Genomic DNA, 17959 nt, shown 5'->3' with positions numbered 1-17959 from the left:
GCCCAGTGAACACGACGAGCCGGAGTGGCTCGTACCGCGAGCCGGGTGGGTTACCGGCGGTCCGCCCGGCCGGGTGACGGGCGGTTACCGCGCGTCGAGGTGCTCGACGATGAGTGACGTGACGGCTTCCGGTGCCTCTTCCGGCACCCAGTGCGTGACGTCTTCGAGCATTTCGAACCGGAACGGCCCGGTGACCCAGTTCGCCGTGTCGAGCGCGGCGGCCGAGCCGAACGAAACGTCCTCGGTGCTCCAGATGTACAGCGTCGGCACGGAGATCTTGCCGATCTTCCCGCCCGGCCGGCCCGCGCGGTACCAGTTGAGGGCCGCGGTGAGCGCGCCCGGCTCGGACAGCCGCTGCACGTAGTCCTCGATCTTGTGCAGCGGGACCCGCCGCTCGAACATGTCCCGGAGCGCCCGGGCGTCGTTCTCCAGCATCCGCCGCTCGGTGACGCGGGTCTGCCGCCACTCGGTCATGTAGCGCGTCCGCAGGTGCTGGTCTTCGTCGGTCTTCATGGCCTCGGCGAGCGCGGCGGGGTGCGGCGTGGAGACGACGGCGAGGCTGCGCAGGCGATCGGGGTGCGCATCGGCGGTCCACCAGGCGACGGCCCCGCCCCAGTCGTGCCCGACGAGGTCGAACTCTTTCCAGCCCAGCTTGTCGGCGATCGCGACGACGTCCCCGACGAGGTGGTCGATCGAGTAGTCGGTCGCCTGCTCGGGCCGGACACCGGGCGAGTAGCCCCGTTGATCCGGCGCGACGGCCCGGTACCCGAGCACCCCGAGGGTGGCGACCTGGTGCTCCCACTCGACGGCGGCTTCGGGAAAGCCGTGCAGCAGCAGCACGGGCCGCCCGTCTTCGGGCCCGGCGGCGATGGCGTCGAAGGAACCGGCCTCGGTGGGGATGCTGATGTGGTCGATCACGCGCCCGAATCTACTAGTTCGCCGCCGCGCCCGAGCCGCTTGACTCGGCTCCCGGGCCCCAGCAGCTCCTCGCCGACGAGCTGGGCCTCGAAGTTGACGATCACGAGGAGGTCGGTCTGGCCAGCCAGTGGGGTCAGGTCGATCTCGCCGGGTGCCAGCAAAGCCAGTAACCGCAATGCCTTGAGACCCGACAGGAGCCGGAGGTCCGGCAACGATGAGGAGAGGAGTTGCAGGCGAAGCAACGAGGTCAGCGACGGAAGCACGGTGAGGTCGACCTCGGGACAGTTGACGAAACTGAGCTCGGTCAGGCTGCGGGACCAGCCGGCGAGGACCTGCACGTCCCGTAGAAGCGGGCAGTTTTCGAAGCGAAGGCTACGCGGATTGTGCAAAAAGGACAGACGGCTGAGGTCTTCGATGCCGAAGACCTGGTTCAAGGTCAGTTCGGGCACCAGGCGCAAGGGAGCGAGCTCGGCGAGCTGGTCGAGCTCGAGGTAGCTCAGCTTGAGTCTCTTCAGGTTCGGCAGTTCGGCCAGCCGCGACCACCCGTGCGTCTTCAGCACGACCTCGATCGTGCGCAGAGCGGGGATCCCGGCGAGTGGTCCGAGGTCCGTCGAGGTGGTGGACATGCTGCCCGTCAAGGTGATGTGTTCCAACGAGGTGCCGATGAGCGGCCGTAGGTCGAACTCGCCCGGGTCGGTGACGTCGAGGCTTTTCAGCCGAGGGAGATCCCGGACGAAGCTTAGATCGCCGTGAACTTCGTCGAAAAGGCAGTTGAGGTATTCGAGGTGGCTCAGGTGCTCGAGGCCGGCCAGGTCCGCCGGATCGTCGATCCACAGGTGCTCGATCGGCAAGCCGGCCAGCACGCGTTCGGCGAACTCGGCCGGATCGAACCTCTTCCGGGCTTTGACCAGCTCGTCCACCACCGCCTTCTCCTCGGACCGGTGGTAGCGGGTCAGCAGCTCCAGCGCGCCCGGGCCGCCGATCAACGCGATCGCGCGGACGGTCGTGGCCACCGCCGCGGGGGTCTCGGGTGCACTGTCGGCCAGGAGGTCGAGGACGAACTCGCCTGCCGCCGCCAGCGCCTCCGCCTCCTTGAAGGTCGACGGCGGGATCAGGGTGCTCGCCCGGTCCTCGATCTCGTTCCGCAGCCGCTCGCTCAACACCGGCGACGTCTCCAAGCACGCCAACGCCACCAGGTCGAGCTTCAGCCGCTCCTGCTCGTCCGCGTCCCAGCGGAGAATCCCGTCCAGCAGGCGTTCGCGCTGCGCCGGATGCGCGTGCCCCGCCGCCAGGACCACCACTTCGCGCCACTCGTCCAGGTGGGCGTTCGCCGTCAGGATGCCGATGTCGTCCTCTTCGACCGCCGCCTGAGCCGCCAGGTACTCCTGGAACGTCCGGTGCACGAAGTCGATCCGGCCCGGGACCGGTTCGCGCAGCACGCCGCCGCGGTCCACGAGGTGGCGGAACACCGTGTGCGGCGTGACATCGATCTGGCCCATCGAGCGCAGCTTCGCCGCGACGCGGGCTTCGGCGTCCGACACCGGGACGTCCGTGTGGCCGTTGCGGACCAGCCAGTAAGCCAGGCTTCGCAGCAGCACGAGCTTTTCGGTCAGCGAAAGCCGCACGGTGGCTTCGATCCGGCGCTCGACGTCCCGGCTGTCGAGCAGCATGCGCAGCGCGACGTCGTAGAGCTCCATGCGGTTGTCGGGCAGGCGTCCGTTGCCCTCCTGGTGCAGGGCGCAGAGCAACGCGCACATCAGCGGGTTCTCGGCGAGCCGCCGCAACGCGCTCCGGGCGCCGATGGCCGCGATCAACGCGTCCCCGCGGTCTTCGAGCGCCGGCACCGCCGCGTGCCAGCGCTTGACGAACGTGCGGACGTCGCGCGGGGTCATCGGCTGGAGGCGGACCTCGGTGAACCCTTCGCCGCGCAGCCAGCCGGGGGCCACTGCGGCCGGGCGGGTGGTGACGACGAACCGGGCCTTCGGGAACGCGCCGACGAGTTCCCGGAGCCAGCCGCGCACCTCGCGGCGGCGCTCGTCGGGCAGCTCGTCGATTCCGTCGACGAGGACGACAGCCCACCCCTTGCGCAGTCGCTTGTGCACCCAGCCGGCCGGCATCTCGTCGGCGATGTGCCTGCCGACCTCGTCGAGGAAGCGTTCCGGCGTGGGCAGCGGCGACCGGCTGAACCGCCGCAGCCGCACCAGGAACGGCTCCAGGTCGGCCCAGCCGTCGACGTCCTGCAGCTGCCGGCTCGCGCACTGCACGGCCAGCCACTGCAGCATCGTCGTCTTGCCGGAGCCCGCCTCGCCGCGCAGCAGGATCCGCCGGGTGCGGGGCAGCACGTGCTCGATCCGGTCGGCGGGCGGACCGTCGTCGTCGGCGCTGACGCTCAGGCTCAGGTACGCGACCGACAGCGGGTACAGCCGGGTCGCGTCGGTCAAGCCCGCGCCGAACAGCGCCATCCGGTCCAGCGCCGTCACGACCTGGCGGCGGAAGTCCGCCGCGAAGTCGTCCGGGTGGCGGCGTTCCGGGAGCGCCGCCAGGACGTTCCGGACCGTCTCCAGGATCTCCGTCTCCCGGCGGAGCACCTCGACCAGTGCGCCCGGCTGGAAGCGGGGCAATGTGCTCGTCACCTGCACCAGGTACGCGCAGCACTCCCGGAGCACCCGCCGGTACAGCTCCGTCGCGTCGGCCGACAGCAGGGACGTGGCGCCGGGGACCGTCCGGAGGAGGGAGCGGTACAGGAACGCCGCGTCGAGGTCGGTGGCGAACAGGTCGTCGTCGGTCAGGGCCGCCCGGTCGAACGTCTCGCGGGCCGCCTCCACCGCCGCGGTCCGCTCGTTCTCCGGCAGCGCGCGGAACTCGACGTCGAGGAACGGCAGCAGGCGGTCGGCGACGCGGGACTCGAGGTTCGTGAACAGCAGCCGGAGCTTGCGGCGGTCGTTGAGCCCCGTGACCTGCTTCTCCAGCAGGTCGAACACCTTGGCCGAGGCGTCGGCCGCGATCGGGCGGTCGCCGAGCCAGAGCTTCGCGGCGGCCTTGACCACCGCGGTCGTCAACGCGATGGCCGAGGCTTCGAGGCTCACCGAGGCGAGCCTAGCCCAGCACCTCGTCCGTCGTGGCCACCTTCACCAGCGGCCCGTACAGCCGCATGAGGTCCAGTGCCTTCGCGTGGCTCTCGTCGTCCACGCCCGCGCACGCGTCGGACACCACCGTCACCGACACGCCCGCGTCCGCCGCGGCCAGCGCCGTCGACAGCACGCAGCAGTCCGTCGACACCCCCGCCAGCACCAGCCGGGCGCCGCCCACGCGCGTCGCCAGCCGCGGGGTCCACTTGCCGAACGTCGTCGCGTCCACTGTGGACGGCGGGTCGAACTCGGGGATCACCCGGTACAGCTGGTCATCCGGCGGCCGCAGCGCGAACGGCCACTGCTCGTAGTACTGCTTCCACGCCCCTTCCGGGCGCGCCGGCGCGACGAACCGGGTGAAGACGACGTCGTTGCCGAACGCCGTCACCAGGCGGTGGATCGCCGGCAGCACCTCGGCGAAGCGCGGGGTGAACCACTCGCTCGCCGGGGTGGCGAACACGTTCTGCAGGTCGATGACCGCCAGGACCGACCTCACGCCGTCTCCTGCGCGCGGACGCGGTGCCGCGCAAGCAAAGTGACGACGAAGCCGAGGACCAGCGCCACCAGGACGCCGAGGTTCGCATACGCCCAGGAGCCGCCGCGCCCGCCGAGGCCGAACGGTTCGAGGAGGTAGCCCTGCCACTGCAGCCAGCCGGCCGCGGTGTTCGTGACCAGGCCCCAGCCGAGCGCCGTCGCCACCAGCACCAGTGCGATCGGCCCGAACCGGACGTCGCCGTAGCGGCCCGCCGGGTCGAACAGGTCCGGCTCGGCGTAGTCACACCGGCGCAGCAGGACGTCCGCGAGCATCACCCCGCACCACGCCGCCACCGGCACGCCCAGCGTCACCAGGAAACCCTGGAACTGGCCGAGGAACTCGCCGCCGAAGAACACGATGTAGATCGTGCCCGCCACCATGAGCACGCCGTCGACGAACGCCGCCACCGGCCGCCGCACGCGCAGCCCGGCCGACAGCAGCGCCAGCCCCGACGAGTAGATGTCCAGCACCGCGCCGCCGACCAGGCCGAGCACCGCGACCAGCGCGAACGGGACCAGGAACCACAGCGGCAGCAGCGTCGTGAGCGCGCCGATCGGATCCTTGGCGATGGCGCCGTTCAGCTCGGTCGACGAGCCGGCCAGCAGCAGCCCGAACACCAGCAGCACCAGCGGCGCCACCGACGCGCCGAACGTCGTCCAGCCGACCACCCCGCGGCTCGACGACGACCGCGGCAGGTAGCGCGAGTAGTCCGCGGCCGCGTTGACCCAGCCGAGGCCGAAGCCGGTCATCAGGAACACCAGCGCGCCGACCCACTGCTGCGCCGAGCCGGACGGCAGCGCGCTGACGGCGTCCCAGTGCACGTCCCCGGCGACCAGGATCACGTAGACGACCGTGAGCACGCCGGTGATCCAGGTGATCCACGTCTGCAGCTTCATGATCGCGTCGAAGCCGAGGACACCGGCGGCGACGGTCAGCGCGGCGACCACGACCAGCGCGATCACCTTCGTCGGGGTCCCGCCGCCCCAGCCGAGCCGTTCGAAGACGGTCGACGTCGCGAGCGTCGCCAGCGCCGTGAGCACGGTTTCCCAGCCGACCGTGAGCAGCCACGAGATCGCCGACGGCAGCCGGTTGCCCCGGACGCCGAAGGCCGCGCGCGAGAGCAGCATCGTCGGCGCCGACCCGCGCTTGCCCGCGATCGCGATGAACCCGCACAGCAGGAACGAGAACAGGATGCCGACGACGCCGGCGACCAGTGCCTGCCAGAACGAGATGCCGAAGCCGAGGGTGAACGAGCCGTAGCTGAGCCCCAGCACCGACACGTTCGCGCCGAACCACGGCCAGAACAGCTGGCGTGGCCTGCCGCGGCGTTCGGCGTCGTCGATGACGTCGAGGCCGTTGGTCTCCACCTGGAGCTTCCGCGTGCCCGCTTCGGTCATGGCCCGCCCCCTGGTCAGTAGGTGGTGTGACGCTTCCCGGTCCGCCGCCGGAGGGCGAGCAGCTCGTCGACGAGCGGCCCGAATTCGAGACGGTTCACCGAGAGCACAGTCTCGACGACATCGGGCCGGAACGCACCCACACCGTGCGCGGCGCCGAGCATCGCCCCGCAGATCGCCGCGACGGTGTCGGTGTCGCCGCCGAGCCCGGCGGCCAGGCGCAGCGCCGCCGGCGGGTCGTCGCCCATGGCCTCGGCCAGCGCGAACGCCGCCACGACGGACTCCTGCGACGCGACCGACGTGCCGATCACGCGGGCGACCGCGTCGGCGACGGCGGCCGGCGCCATGCCCCGCACCCAGCCGCGGGCCCAGCCGATCCGGGCGGCGATCTCCCCGCCGGCCGCCCAGTGCCCGCGTTCCCCGCCGACGACGGCCGCGCGCTCGCCGGCGTCGAGCGCTTCGGACAGGCTCGCGCCCTCGACCCCGGCGGACACGGTGGCCGCGACCGCGGCGGCGGACGCGATGCCGAGGCTGGTGTTGTGCGTGACGCGCGCGGTCGCGGCGACCGCGTCGACCAGCGCGTGGAGGTCTTCGGAGGGGGTCGCGATGCCGACCGGCGTGACGCGCATGGCGGCGCCGTTGGTCGTCCCGGTGCGGCCGGCCTCTTCGGCGGGAACGCCGTTCTGGAGCTGCGAGAGCGCGCGTTTCGTCGACGGCCCGAGGAGGTCCGCGGAGCCGCGGCGGATCATGTCCGCCTCCCAGATGAGCAGGGCGTCGGCGAAGACGTGCGGCTCGACGGTGCCGCGGCCGTCGATGAGGAGACGAGCGAGCAGGACGGCCTGCTCGGTGTCGTCGGTGACCGACCCGGCGGGCATCGACGGCGCGACCGGCTGCTCGGCGACGGCGCTGAGCAGGCCGGTGACCGGCCCGTAGGCCGCGGCGATGGCGGCGCGGGACATGGACTGCGTCGGCATGCCGAGCGCGTCGCCGACGGCGAGCCCGGTGAACGCGCCGAGCGCCCGGTCCCGCGCGTTCACCGGTGTCCGAAGGTGAGGTGGAACTGGAACCGGTCCGGGTCCAGCAGGCTGACCACCCGCTCGACGAGCCGGCCTTCGGCGTCGACCGAGGTGCGTTCGGCGCGGAGGAAGAGCTCGCCGACGCCGCGGCCGAGGAGCTCGGCGTCGCCGGCGTCGAGGCGCTGGGTGCTGATCCACTGGTCGCCGCCGACGGAGATCCGGCCGGCGGCCTCGAGGGTCTTCGTGAGGGAGCCGTCCCGCAGGCCGGTCTCGGGGAGGTCGGCGAGCACGCCGTCGGCGGAGACGGTGGCGGTCTCCAGCGAGACGCCGCGGTCGTGCTCCAGCCGCAGCCGCCGCACGGCGACGTAGGTCTTCTCGCCGAACTCTTCTTCGAGGGCCCGGTCTTCGACGGTCTCGATGCCGAGGAGCCGCGTGCTGACGGGCGCCCCGGCGTCGGCGAGGGCGCGGGCCCAGCCGAGCCGCTGGTCGAGCTGGACGCCGTCGAAGGTGACGAACGACCCGACCCCGGCCTGGGTGGAGATCAGTTCGAGCTGCTGGAGCTCGGAGAGGGCGCTGCGGACGGTCCCGCGGCTGACCTGGTACTGCTCGGCGAGCTGGTTCTCGCCCGGGAGACGCTCACCGTGGGCGAGGCGCCCCGACCGGATCAGGTCGGAGAGGTCGCCGACGAGCTGCTGCCGTTTGCTGTACATGTACACACCTGTACACGCTGTGTTCGTGCTGGTCAAGCGGCGAAACCCGGCTGTGGTCCGGTTCGCCGCCGGATAAGGTCCGCGGGGTGAGGATGCGTCCCCAGGCTGGCCCGACCTGCTCCTGCTGCGGTCAGCGGCTCGATCCCGGTCACCTGGCGTGGAACTACGTCTGGCCCGACCCGCTCGCCGAGCTCACCAAGCGCGAGCGCAGGAAGGCGCTGCGGTTCCACTCGGACTCGTTCCTCGTCGCCGACGGCTTCGGGGCGGCCATCCGGGTCATCCTGCCGATCCACCTGGACACGGACCAGACGTCGACCATCGGGGTCTGGGTGGGGCTCGACGGTGAGGACGCGAACCGGGTCAACAGCGCCGGTCGCGCCGGCGGTGCCGCCTGGGCCGGGTGCACGTTCAGCGGGACGTTGCTCAACGGCGTCCCGCCGTGGCCGGACACGTACGGCGTGCGGATCACCGCGGCGGTCCCGGACGAGCGGACGATGCCCCGGGTGACCGCCAGCGAGAACGAGGCGTTCAAGCGGATCCTCACCGGAACCTGGCCGCACGCCGAGTTCCTCCGCGCGCGGCCCTGCTGACGTCAGGCGGCGACGAGCTGCTTCGCGCCGGCTTCCCGCGCCACCATCTCGCCGGCTTCCTTCGCGGACGCCCCGGCGACCACCATGATCACCGCGAACGAGGCCACGAAGAGGACCGTGCTCAGCCACACCATGGTCGAGACGGGCAGGGTGAAGGCACCGATCACGCGGGCGGCGCTTTCGAGGATGAACCCGGCACCCCAGATGAAGCTGCCGCGGCGCAGGACGGTGCGGAACCGGTTGTTCGGCTGCAGGCGTTCCCACGCGGCTTCGTGGTCGGCCTTGCCGTGGGTGAGGAAGGGGCGCAGGGCCTTCGTCATGATCGGCTGCGCGGTGAACGCGGAGATCAGGATGACGACCCCGGTGATCCCGCTCCCGATCGAGTCCTTGGCGATCATCATGCGGGCGTCCCCGGAGACGAAGGTCAGCAGCATCCCGACGACGTTGGTCACGAGGACGACGAGCGCGAGCCCGTTGAGGGTGCGGTGCTTGGCGAACTGGAAGAGCGTCCGCGCCAGCGGGAAGACCCCGGAGAGGGCGAGCGCGGTGAAGTCGCTCGCACCGAGCGAGTGGAGTCCGTAGTAGACCCCGAGCGGGACGGCGATTTCGATGCCGAGGGTCCGGAGCAGCGAGGCGGGTGCGCTTTCGTTCGTCATGGGAAGAGCCTGTCGCGGCGAGGGGTCCGGCAAGGATGCGATCCGCCACGATCGGGGGGTTACAGATGTCACGACCTCACGTTCGGCGTGGCCGCGTCGTCGTACGGGTATGGCGACGTTCTTGCGTTTCACGATCGGCCTGCAGACCTTGGCCGTGTTCCTTTCGCCGGTCACCGCCGGCCTGATGCTGACCACGCCGTACGGGCATTCGCTGCACAGCGCGGCGGCGTACGCGGTGTTCGTCGTGGCGATGGTGCACGTGGCCGCGGCGGTCCTGGCGTGGCGCCCAGGCGGCGGCTCACCCGGGCCGATCGTCTCCGCGACCGGGTTCCTCGGGCTGGTGCTGGCGCAGGTGGTGCTGGGCATCGCGCACGTGACCGTCGTGCACGTCCCGCTGGGGGTGCTGCTGTTCGGGTTCAGCCTGCTGCAGCTCAGCCGCCGGAGTGCATGTCTTCCGCCTCCGGGACGCAGTCGTCGTCCGGATCGTCGAGCCAGCCATGCGGGAGTGTGACCTTGCCCGGGGACCCCTGACGGCCGCGCGGGCCGTCGGCGTTGGCGGGGAACGGGGCGTCGTGGTCGAGGCGGCCGATGAGGTCGTCGAGCTCGGTCAGGCTGGACACCATCGCGAAGCCGCGGCGCAGCTCGGAGCCGACCGGGAAGTTCATGAAGTACCAGGCCATGTGCTTGCGCAGGTCACGCAGGGCCTTGGTCTCGCCGTCGTGGGAGATGAGCAGCTCGGCGTGGCGGCGCAGGACGCGCGACACCTCGCCCAGGTTCGGCGGGATCGGCAGCGGGCGGCCCGCGAACGCGGCTTCGAGCTCGCCGAACAGCCACGGCCGGCCGAGGCAGCCGCGTCCGACGACGACGCCGTCGCAGCCGGTTTCGGCGACCATGCGCAGGGCGTCGGCGGCGCTGAAGATGTCGCCGTTGCCGAGCACCGGGATGCTGGTCACGGCTTCCTTGAGAGCAGCGATCTTGGTCCAGTCGGCCTGGCCGGAGTAGCGCTGCGCGGCGGTGCGCGCGTGCAGGCTGACGGCGGCGGCGCCCTCGGCCTCGGCGATGCGGCCCGCGTCGAGGTAGGTGCGGTGGTCGTCGTCGATGCCGATGCGGAACTTGACGGTGAACGGCACGTCACCGGCGGCCTTCGCCGACTCCCGGACGATCGCTTCGAACAGCTTCCGCTTGAACGGCAGCGCCGCCCCGCCACCCTTGCGCGTCACCTTCGCGACCGGGCAGCCGAAGTTGGAGTCGACGTGGTCGGCAAGCCCTTCACCGACGATGATCCGGACGGCTTCGGCCATGGTCTTCGGGTCGACGCCGTAGAGCTGCATGGACCGGGGCTTTTCGTCGGCCCCGAAGGTCATCATGTGCATGGTCCCGGGATGCCGTTCGACGACGGCCCGCGCGGTGATCATTTCGCAGACGTAGATGCCGGCGCCGTACTCGGCGCACAGCTGCCGGAAGGCGACGTTGGTGATGCCGGCCATCGGAGCGAGCACCACTGGGGGATCGACCTGGTAGGGGCCGATCTTCAGGGCGGGCTTGCTCAGGGTGGCGGTCACGTCCTCCATTGTCGCTTGTGGTGTCGATCACGCACAGTCGGCCTGGCTAAAGTCCCTGCCGGAGGCTCATTTGTTCCAGACGGTGACTTGAGTGCGGAGTGTGGTGCCGGCCGAAGTCGCGCTGAGGAGGAAGATCCGCCCTTCCGCGGTCTGCCCGCAGATCAGGTTGTCCTTCGCGACGTACGTCTGGTTCGAGCCGTCGGCGTCGATGGCCGACACGCAGTCGGCCTTGCCGGGCTGTCCGCCCTTCTTCCACGCGGTGACCCTGGCTTTGCCGTTGACGTACAGGAGTTCGCTGCCGAGGTACTGGATGTACTCGCCGTCGGTGTAGTTCGGGGGATTGATGTCGAAGTTGAACTTGCCCCACTCGAGTTCGCCCGACCAGTAGATCGCCGGGTCCGGACTCGCCGGTGTCGAACTCGATGTCGCATTGTCGGCCGGACGAACCCCCGGTGATGCCGTTACGGTCACTGTCGCCGGAGCGGATGGCTTCGCCTCTTGTGCGCTGTTCCGCCCGATGAAGAACCCGGCGCCGGCGAGCGCGGTGACCAGCGCCGCGATCGCCGTTATCCACTTGTGCCCGAGTTCGCCCCAGCCGGACTTCTTCGGCGACTGGATGTCGTCACTCATCGTGTCCCCCTCGACCTGAAGTGATCGGTCCAACACTGTACGGGGTGGGACTCCCCGGGAAGAAGCGCGTCTCGGCGATCACTTTCGCGTGGGCTTCGGCTGAGCTGCGGCGACCAGGGGCGGTCAACCGACGAGGTCGTCCCAGCGGACCAGGATCGCCGTGGCCAGGAGGCCGGCCGCGATGATCTTGAGCAGGATCGCTCCGGTGCTCAGCCCGGTCGACGAGCCGAAGTCCAGCAGCACGCTCGCCACGAACGCCGCCGCCAGCAGCTTTGCGCCCCAGCGGCGGCGGAAGCCCAGTGCGACCACCCCGATCAGCTGGATCGCCGTCGCGAACACCGACAGCACGAACCACGGCGACGGGTCCCCGCCGTGGTCGAGGTCGCTTGCCAGCACCCTGATCGCCGCGACCAGGAGCACCGCCGTGCCCAGGCCGAAGACGACCAGCATCACCGGCAGGAAGATCCGGCCGGCGCCGACGGGCGTGGCGCGCTCGGGAACACGGCGACGGGGCACGGCGAGCCTCCGCTCGGCTGGGGAACCTCCACCCTGCCCGACCGGGTGCGCGGACTTCCACCGTGCTTTTGCCGACAGCCGGAGACGTAGGGTTCGGACCATGACCGACAAGCCCCTGCGCTGGGGAATCATGGGGACCGGTGGCATCGCCACGTCCTTCGCGGAAGACCTGAAGCTGACCGACTCCGGCGTCGTCGCCGCGGTCGGGTCGCGCACGGCCGAGAGTGCCGAAGCCTTCGCCGACCAGCGGGGCATCCCCACCCGGCACAGCAGCTACGAAGCCCTCGCGAACGATCCGGACGTCGACATCGTCTACGTCGCCACGCCGCACCCCCTGCACCACGGCAACGCGCGGCTCGCGCTCGAGGCCGGCAAGCCCGTGCTGGTCGAGAAGCCCTTCACGATGAACGCCGAAGAGGCCCGTGACCTGGTCGCGCTCGCCCGGGAGCGCAACCTCTTCCTGATGGAAGCCATGTGGACGCGCTTCCTGCCGCACATCCGGCACATCCGCGAGCTGCTGCCGAGCCTCGGCGACGTCGTCACCGTCACCGCCGACCACGGGCAGTGGTTCGCCGAAGACCCCGCCTTCCGGCTGTTCGCCCCCGAACTCGGCGGTGGCGCCCTGCTCGACCTGGGGATCTACCCGGTCTCGTTCGCGTCGATGGTGCTCGGCACGCCCGACCGCGTCGCCGCGATGGTGACCCCCGCGTTCACCGGCGTCGACGGGCAGACGTCGATGCTGTTCGGCTACGCGAGCGGGGCGCAGGCCGTGCTGAGCTGCACGTTGAGCGCGGTTTCGCCGACCACGGCGGCGATCGTCGGCACGGACGCGCGCATCGAGATCGACGGGCCGTTCTATGCGCCCGCGTCCTTCACGCTCATCCCGCGCGAAGGCGAGGGAAGCCGCTTCGAGTACCTCGACGAGGGCCGTGGCCTGCGGCACCAGGCCGACGAAGTCGCGCGGCTGCTGGCCGCCGGCGAGACCGAGAGCGCGCTCATGCCGCTCGACGAGACCGTCTCGATCATGACGACCATGGACCGGGTACTCACCGCGGTTGAGTAGTGCTACGGATCCGCCGGAGGCCACTTGTGGGTGACTCTGTCCGGTATGACCACCGAAGATGTGCTCCGCCGGCTCGCCGGCGAGATCGACGACCTGGGGCGTCGTCTCGCCGTGGTGGGCTCCGAACTGCGCACCGTCCAGGCCGGGCAGGCTGGGCAGCCTCGACAGGCTGAGCAACCCGAGCCGCCGAAGCAGGCCCAGCAGCCCAAGCCAGCCGAGCAGCCGAAGCAGGCCGAACAACCGCGGCCGCACCAAGCGCCGCCTCAGCCGCAGCCGCAACCCCAGCCGCAACCTTGGCCCCAGCAGATGCCGTGGCCCCAGAACCCCTGGCAGCCGCCGCAGCAGCGCTACGTCCCGCCGCCCTCGCCCTACCTGCCCGCTCCGCCGCGCCAGACGCTGGGCGAAAAGCTCGGTAAGGAAGGCGCGGGCAGCCGGGTCCTGGCCTGGGTCGGCGGGGCCGTGACGCTGCTCGGTGTCGTCCTGCTGCTGGTGCTGGCCGTCCAGCGGGGCTGGCTCGGGCCGCTGCCGCGGGTGCTCGTCGGTGCCGCCTTCGGGCTCGCCCTGACCGGCACTGGTGTCTGGCTGCACCGCAAGCCCGCCGGCCGCACCGGGGCGTTCGCGCTCGCCTGGACCGGCATCGCGACGCTCTACCTGGACGCCGTCGCCGCGACGTCGCTGTACGACTTCCTGCCGGTGCTCGCCGGGCTCGCCGTGGGTCTCACGGTCGCCGTCGGCGGGCTGCTCGTGGCCCTGCGCTGGGAGTCACCGCTGCTGGCCTCCGTCGTCGTGGCCGGCTGCGCGGTGTGCGCGCCGATGATCACCCGCGGGTTCACCCCCGAGCTCGTCGCCTTCCTGCTGATGGTCCAGCTCGCGACGGCGCCGGTGCAGCTGCGCCGCGACTGGTCGTCGCTGACGCTCGCCGCCGGGGTGCCGCCGCTGCTCGCCTCCGTCATCAGCACCGCCGTGGGCCATGGCGGCTGGCCGAACACCTCCGCGGCGCTCGGCACGGGCGTCATCGGTGTCGCGCTCGCCCTGATCGTGCTGCGCCGCCGCGAAAACGACCCCGCCGCGTTGTCCGTGCTGGCGACGGCGGTCGTCCCGACGCTGATCGCGGCCCTGCTCCTGCCCAAGATCCAGGCCGTGCCCGTCGCGGCCGGGGCCGGCGTCGTCCTCTTGGCCGTCTGGGCGGCGCGCCGCTGGTGGCCGGGGCTCGCCGGGCAGCTGGCCGGGCTCGCCGGGCTGCTGGCGATCCTGCAGGCCACCGTCATGCAGTTCGACGGCCCGGCCCGTGCCGCGGTGCTGCTGAGCGAGGCGCTGCTGCTCGTCGTCGCCGCGGTGGGCGGGCGCACCAAGTTCGCGCTGGGGGCCGCGCTCGGCTTCGCGACGATCGGTGGCCTGGTCGGCGTGTTCTTCGACGTCACGCCCGCTTTGCTGATGGTGCACCGGATCCGGCCGGCCGGTGACGTCGCCGGCGCGCTCGCGGTCGCCTTGCTGATCCTCGCGGTTTCGGTCGCGCTGCCGTGGGCGGCGGTGCGGCTGGCGGTCTTCCGCGGGCCGGCCGACGACCTGCCGATCTGGCTCGTCGCCGGGGTTTCCGCGCTGTACGGCGCCGCCGGGGTCGTGCTGTGCGCGTCGCTGCTGGCCGTTCCCGGCCGCACCGGCTTCCTCCTCGGCCACGCGCTGATCACGGTGTCCTGGACGATCGCGGCGCTCGTCCTGCTGCTGCGCGGGATCGCCGTCGTCGGGCTGCGCGTGAGCGGGCTGGTCCTGGTCGGCGCGGCGGTGCTCAAGCTGGTGCTGTTCGACCTGTCCGCGCTGGACGGCCTGGCGCGGGTCGGCGCGTTCCTCGGCGCGGGGCTGGTCCTGCTCGCGGCCGGGACGCGGTACGCCCGGCTCGTCGCCTCGCGCTGACGCGGGAAGAATTGTCGGTGCCTCGTGGTTAGCTGGATCACAGCCCGACGACCAGGGGGTAGGACCGATGGCAGAACCGAAACTCGCCGACCGCGCCGCGGAGAAGATCGGCTGGCTGACCACCGTCACGCCGAAGGGGCGGCCCGCGCCGCGGCCGGTGTGGTTCGTGCTCGACGGCGACGACATCCTGGTGTTCAGCAAACCGGACACCGCGAAACTGCGGCACCTCGAGGCGAACCCCGAGGTGAGCTTCCACCTCAACGGCAACGAAGGCGGCGGCGCGATCCTCGTCGTCAACGGCAAAGCACAGGTCGACGAGGGCAAGGCGTCGGAAGCGCCCGGCTACGTCGACAAGTACGGCGCGTCCTACGACGCCATCGGGTTCGCGACGCCGGAGGCCTTCGACGCCGAGTACTCCGTCCGCATCCGCGTGGTGCCCGACCGCTCCTGGGGGTGGTGAGGGTCAGTCCACAGTAGACAACTCAATGCGCATGACCACGCGTCGCGGAGTCGGGTGACCGACCTCCTCGAAGCCGGCGTCGGCGAACACCTGGCGGGCGCCGACGTGCAGCTCGCCCCAGGTGATCTCCTTGCCCGGCTGGGTGATCATCGGGTACGCCTCGAGCGCGCGGGCTCCGCGCTCGCGGGCGAAGCCGATGGTCGCCTGGGCGAGCGGGTAGGTGAGGCCGCGGCCGCGGAAGCCCTTGCGGACGGCCAAGCACGTCACCGCCCAGACGCCGTCGTCGTCCTTGTCCTCATTGCGGCCGGTCCACGGGACGCGCGTGCCGCGCAGCTTGGGGTAAGCGGTGCGCGGCTCGACGGCGACCCAGCCGGCCGGTTCGCCGTCGAGGTAGGCGATGAGCCCGCTCGTGGCCGCGTCCGGTTCGCCGCACGCGGTCTGGGCTCGCAGCATCGCGGTGCGCTGCTCCTGCGTGGAGTCGCGCCAGATCCAGCCCGCGACCTTGAACCGCTGGCACTGGCAGCGGCCGGGGTAGTCGGCGGTCCCGAAGACGGCGGCGACGTCGTCCCACGACGCCTCGTTGGCGGGGACGATGGTGACGGCCGCCGTCACGCCGGCGCGTCCTCGCCCACCAGGCCGTCCACGGCTTCGCGGAGCAGGCCGGCGTGACCGGTGTGGCGCGCGTACTCCTCGATCATGTCCGCGATGATGCGCCGCCTGGCCGGCGTCTCCGCGCCCGGCTCGGCGGTGTCCCACGGGTCGCGGCGAGCACGATGACGCTGGGCGGCCTGCTCAAGCACCTCGCCCAGGGGCCGCCGGGTGCGGTCGAGCGTGCTCAGGAGCGTCGAGAGCCCGTCTCCATCCACTACGAGCGTCGTGTCCGTGTCGGTCATGGCCGGGGAGCTTAGGATCCATTCCGGACGATCCACTTCCGGAACCGGGAATTCCCATGGCAGACGACACGAGCCCTACAGCGCGGGCCCTGCGCACCCTCGAACTCCTCCAGGCCGGGCCGGGTATCACCGCGGACCGGCTCGCGAGCAAGCTCGGCGTCTCCGAACGCGCCGCCCGGCGCTACGTCGGCATCCTTCGGGAAGCCGGGATCCCGGTAGTCTCCGTCCGCGGGCCCTACGGCGGCTACCGGGTCGGGCGCGGCCTGCGGCTGCCGCCGCTGACGTTCAGCCCCGCCGAGGCCCTCGGCCTGGTCATGGCGGTGCTCGACGGCCACCACGACGCCGGCGATCCCGCCACCCTGGTCGGCGGCGCGCTCGGCAAGATCGTGCAGGCGCTCCCCGAGCCGGTCGCCGCGCAGGCCGAGGCCGTCCGGCGGACCGCCGCGCCCGCGCCGGACACCGCTGCCGCGCGGCCTGACCCCGACACCACCGCCGCCCTCGTGCACGCGTGCGCCGACCACCGGCGGGTCCGCCTCGGCTACCGCTCCGAGGCCGGCCGGGAATGGACCGGCGACGTCGAGCCGTGGGCCGTCGTCGTCCGCCACGGCCGCTGGTACCTGCTGTGCCGCAAGCACCCGGAGGGCGCGCGGCGGGCGTACCGGATCGACCGGGTCCGCAGCGTCGCCGTCTTGGACGACGCTTTCGAGCCACCCCGGGACCTCGACCCGGTCGCCGTGGTCGAGGACCACCTCGCCGCCGGCTGGGAGTACGACGCCGAAGTCGTCATTGAGGCGCCGCTCGACCTGGTGAGCCGGTGCCTGCCCCGCGTCCTCGGGCGGCTCGAGCGCCTCGACGACGAGACGACCCGCTTGACCGGCAGCACCAGCAATCCCGCCTGGTACGCCGAGCAGCTCGCCCGGAGCCCGGCGCCGTTCCGGATCGTGCGGTGCCCCGAACTCCGGCAGGCCGCGCGCGTCCTCGGGCAGCGCCTGCTGGCGGCCGCCGAAGACCGGTGAACACCGCCGGGTCCGCGTATCGTCTTCCCGTGGCGGAACACACCGGCGAAACCCGCAACGAGCAGCTGACGCGCAACATCGGCGAGCTGCTCCAGGAGCTGCGGGTCGCGCAGGCCGGCGTGCAGATCCTCTTCGGCTTCCTGCTTTCGGTCGTGTTCACCGACCGGTTCCACGACGCCAGCGGGTTCGAGAAGGCGCTGCACCTGTCCGCGGTGGCCCTCGCGGTGGCGGCGACGGCGTTGCTGACCGCGCCCGCGGCGTGGCACCGGCTGCTGTTCCGCACCGGCAGCCGGGAGCGGATCCTGACCGTCGGCAACCGGCTCGTGCTGGTCGGCCTGGTCTGCCTGGCGCTGGCGATCACGTCGACGGTCGCGCTGATCGCGAAGGTGGTCTACGGCGGGATCGCCATGGTCATCATGGCGGTGTTGTGCGTGCTGCTCTTCGGGCTGCTCTGGTTCGTGATGCCGTTCCGGATCCACCGCGCCCACGGCGCTCAGCCGACGGGACCGCCCAGGTAGAGCGTGTCCTCCTGGACGAAGCAGAGCGGGTTGCCGAACGGGTCGTCCGCGTAGAAGGACCGTTCGCCCCAGAACTGGGTCTCGATCGCGTCGTCGATCCAGCGCGGCCCGGCGGCACGCACCCGCCGGAAGGTCTCCTCGACGTCGTCGACCGCGACGTAGACGATCCGCGGGTCCCGCTGCGGCCGCGGTTCGCGGTGTTCGAGCGGCGCTTCGACGCAGGCGATCACGACGCCACCGCAGGTGAAGTAGTGCCGGTTGACCGCGATCCGTTCGCCCGGATCCCCGAAGACGGCGGCGTAGAAGGCGACCGCGATCTCGATGTCGTCGACCGGCTGGATCAGCCGGAACACCCGCGGGCCGCTCATGCGCGAACAGTACCGCTGGTCATTCCGGCTCGGATAGGGGTCTTGACACCGGGTGGACAATAAAAAATCGACGTG

At 71.5% G+C, this 17959-nt stretch carries 20 protein-coding genes; 7 read left to right on the top strand and 13 right to left on the bottom strand.

The features are described from left to right. Window positions 1-84 precede the first annotated feature (84 nt). Genes QSK39_RS10095 through QSK39_RS10070 form a run of 6 tightly spaced genes read right to left on the bottom strand, consistent with a single transcriptional unit; the run spans window position 85 to window position 7701 of the window. Window positions 85-918, bottom strand: coding sequence for an alpha/beta fold hydrolase (locus QSK39_RS10095; protein ID WP_285477344.1), 834 nt, complete (start codon window positions 916-918; stop codon window positions 85-87). After that, window positions 915-4004, bottom strand: a complete 3090-nt coding sequence (locus QSK39_RS10090) for an NACHT domain-containing protein (protein WP_285477343.1) — start codon at window positions 4002-4004, stop codon at window positions 915-917. Before QSK39_RS10090 ends, QSK39_RS10095 begins: the two co-directional genes overlap by 4 nt. Before the next feature lie 10 nt (window positions 4005-4014). Then, entirely contained in the window at window positions 4015-4542 is a 528-nt protein-coding gene (locus QSK39_RS10085) for a cysteine hydrolase family protein (protein WP_285477342.1), read from the bottom strand. After that, window positions 4539-5978, bottom strand: a complete 1440-nt coding sequence (locus QSK39_RS10080) for a purine-cytosine permease family protein (RefSeq protein WP_285477341.1) — start codon at window positions 5976-5978, stop codon at window positions 4539-4541. The genes QSK39_RS10085 and QSK39_RS10080 overlap by 4 nt, the downstream gene beginning before the upstream one ends. Window positions 5979-5992: 14 nt before the next feature. Then, window positions 5993-7012, bottom strand: a complete 1020-nt coding sequence (locus QSK39_RS10075; RefSeq protein WP_285477340.1) for an ADP-ribosylglycohydrolase family protein — start codon at window positions 7010-7012, stop codon at window positions 5993-5995. After that, the gene (locus tag QSK39_RS10070) at window positions 7009-7701 is read right to left on the bottom strand and encodes a GntR family transcriptional regulator (protein WP_285477339.1); all 693 of its coding nucleotides are present in this window, start codon (window positions 7699-7701) and stop codon (window positions 7009-7011) included. Before QSK39_RS10070 ends, QSK39_RS10075 begins: the two co-directional genes overlap by 4 nt. Before the next feature lie 92 nt (window positions 7702-7793). Here QSK39_RS10070 and QSK39_RS10065 point away from each other — a divergent pair, with 92 nt between their 5' ends. Continuing rightward, entirely contained in the window at window positions 7794-8291 is a 498-nt protein-coding gene (locus QSK39_RS10065) for a DUF2199 domain-containing protein (protein WP_285477981.1), read from the top strand. A gap of 2 nt (window positions 8292-8293) precedes the next feature. On the opposite strand, the gene QSK39_RS10060 is transcribed toward QSK39_RS10065, so the two are convergent. Beyond that, on the bottom strand, window positions 8294-8947 hold the full coding sequence (locus QSK39_RS10060) for a VC0807 family protein (protein WP_285477338.1): 654 nt from the start codon (window positions 8945-8947) through the stop codon (window positions 8294-8296). Window positions 8948-9056: 109 nt separating this feature from the next. Between QSK39_RS10060 and QSK39_RS10055 the strand changes: the two genes are divergently transcribed. Continuing rightward, window positions 9057-9458 (top strand): hypothetical protein, encoded by a 402-nt coding sequence (locus QSK39_RS10055; protein WP_285477337.1) that lies wholly within the window; start codon window positions 9057-9059, stop codon window positions 9456-9458. On the opposite strand, the gene dusB is transcribed toward QSK39_RS10055, so the two are convergent. The 3 genes from dusB to QSK39_RS10040 all read right to left on the bottom strand — a co-directional run bounded on the left by dusB (window position 9379) and on the right by QSK39_RS10040 (window position 11655). Continuing rightward, window positions 9379-10518 carry a tRNA dihydrouridine synthase DusB gene (gene dusB / locus QSK39_RS10050; RefSeq protein WP_285477336.1) on the bottom strand — a complete coding sequence of 380 codons (1140 nt, stop codon included), beginning with the start codon at window positions 10516-10518 and terminating at the stop codon, window positions 9379-9381. The genes QSK39_RS10055 and dusB overlap by 80 nt on opposite strands. A 57-nt stretch (window positions 10519-10575) precedes the next feature. Beyond that, window positions 10576-11139, bottom strand: coding sequence for a hypothetical protein (locus tag QSK39_RS10045; protein ID WP_285477335.1), 564 nt, complete (start codon window positions 11137-11139; stop codon window positions 10576-10578). 123 nt (window positions 11140-11262) lie between these two features. Beyond that, the gene (locus QSK39_RS10040) at window positions 11263-11655 is read right to left on the bottom strand and encodes a hypothetical protein (protein ID WP_285477334.1); all 393 of its coding nucleotides are present in this window, start codon (window positions 11653-11655) and stop codon (window positions 11263-11265) included. 100 nt (window positions 11656-11755) lie between these two features. Between QSK39_RS10040 and QSK39_RS10035 the strand changes: the two genes are divergently transcribed. The 3 genes from QSK39_RS10035 to QSK39_RS10025 all read left to right on the top strand — a co-directional run bounded on the left by QSK39_RS10035 (window position 11756) and on the right by QSK39_RS10025 (window position 15089). Then, window positions 11756-12718, top strand: coding sequence for a Gfo/Idh/MocA family protein (locus QSK39_RS10035; RefSeq protein WP_285477333.1), 963 nt, complete (start codon window positions 11756-11758; stop codon window positions 12716-12718). A gap of 45 nt (window positions 12719-12763) precedes the next feature. Then, a complete protein-coding gene (locus tag QSK39_RS10030) occupies window positions 12764-14629 on the top strand; it encodes a DUF2339 domain-containing protein (RefSeq protein WP_285477332.1) in 1866 nt (621 codons plus the stop codon). Window positions 14630-14696: 67 nt separating this feature from the next. Further along, a complete protein-coding gene (locus QSK39_RS10025) occupies window positions 14697-15089 on the top strand; it encodes a TIGR03667 family PPOX class F420-dependent oxidoreductase (protein WP_285477331.1) in 393 nt (130 codons plus the stop codon). Window positions 15090-15092: 3 nt separating this feature from the next. Here the strand turns inward: QSK39_RS10025 and QSK39_RS10020 are convergent, their stop codons facing one another. Then, complete coding sequence (locus QSK39_RS10020) at window positions 15093-15701, bottom strand: GNAT family N-acetyltransferase (RefSeq protein ID WP_285477330.1); 609 nt, start codon at window positions 15699-15701, stop codon at window positions 15093-15095. Beyond that, complete coding sequence (locus tag QSK39_RS10015; protein ID WP_285477329.1) at window positions 15698-15982, bottom strand: mycothiol transferase; 285 nt, start codon at window positions 15980-15982, stop codon at window positions 15698-15700. The genes QSK39_RS10020 and QSK39_RS10015 overlap by 4 nt, the downstream gene beginning before the upstream one ends. A gap of 56 nt (window positions 15983-16038) precedes the next feature. On the opposite strand from QSK39_RS10015, the gene QSK39_RS10010 reads away from it, so the two are divergent. Together QSK39_RS10010 and QSK39_RS10005 are read left to right on the top strand one after the other, a co-directional pair. Next, window positions 16039-16998: a helix-turn-helix transcriptional regulator gene (locus tag QSK39_RS10010; protein WP_285477328.1), complete on the top strand. Its 960-nt coding sequence runs from the start codon at window positions 16039-16041 to the stop codon at window positions 16996-16998. 29 nt (window positions 16999-17027) lie between these two features. After that, the gene (locus tag QSK39_RS10005) at window positions 17028-17516 is read left to right on the top strand and encodes a DUF6328 family protein (RefSeq protein WP_285477327.1); all 489 of its coding nucleotides are present in this window, start codon (window positions 17028-17030) and stop codon (window positions 17514-17516) included. Here QSK39_RS10005 and QSK39_RS10000 read toward each other — a convergent pair. Further along, window positions 17492-17884, bottom strand: coding sequence for a VOC family protein (locus QSK39_RS10000; protein ID WP_285477326.1), 393 nt, complete (start codon window positions 17882-17884; stop codon window positions 17492-17494). The two genes, QSK39_RS10005 and QSK39_RS10000, sit on opposite strands and share 25 nt — an antisense overlap. Window positions 17885-17959: the final 75 nt, after the last annotated feature.

Origin of the sequence: Amycolatopsis sp. NBRC 101858 (assembly GCF_030269325.1) — a bacterium.
GTDB classification, from domain to species: Bacteria; Actinomycetota; Actinomycetes; order Mycobacteriales; family Pseudonocardiaceae; genus Amycolatopsis; species Amycolatopsis ponsaeliensis.
This window is presented reverse-complemented; position numbering and strand designations above follow the sequence as displayed.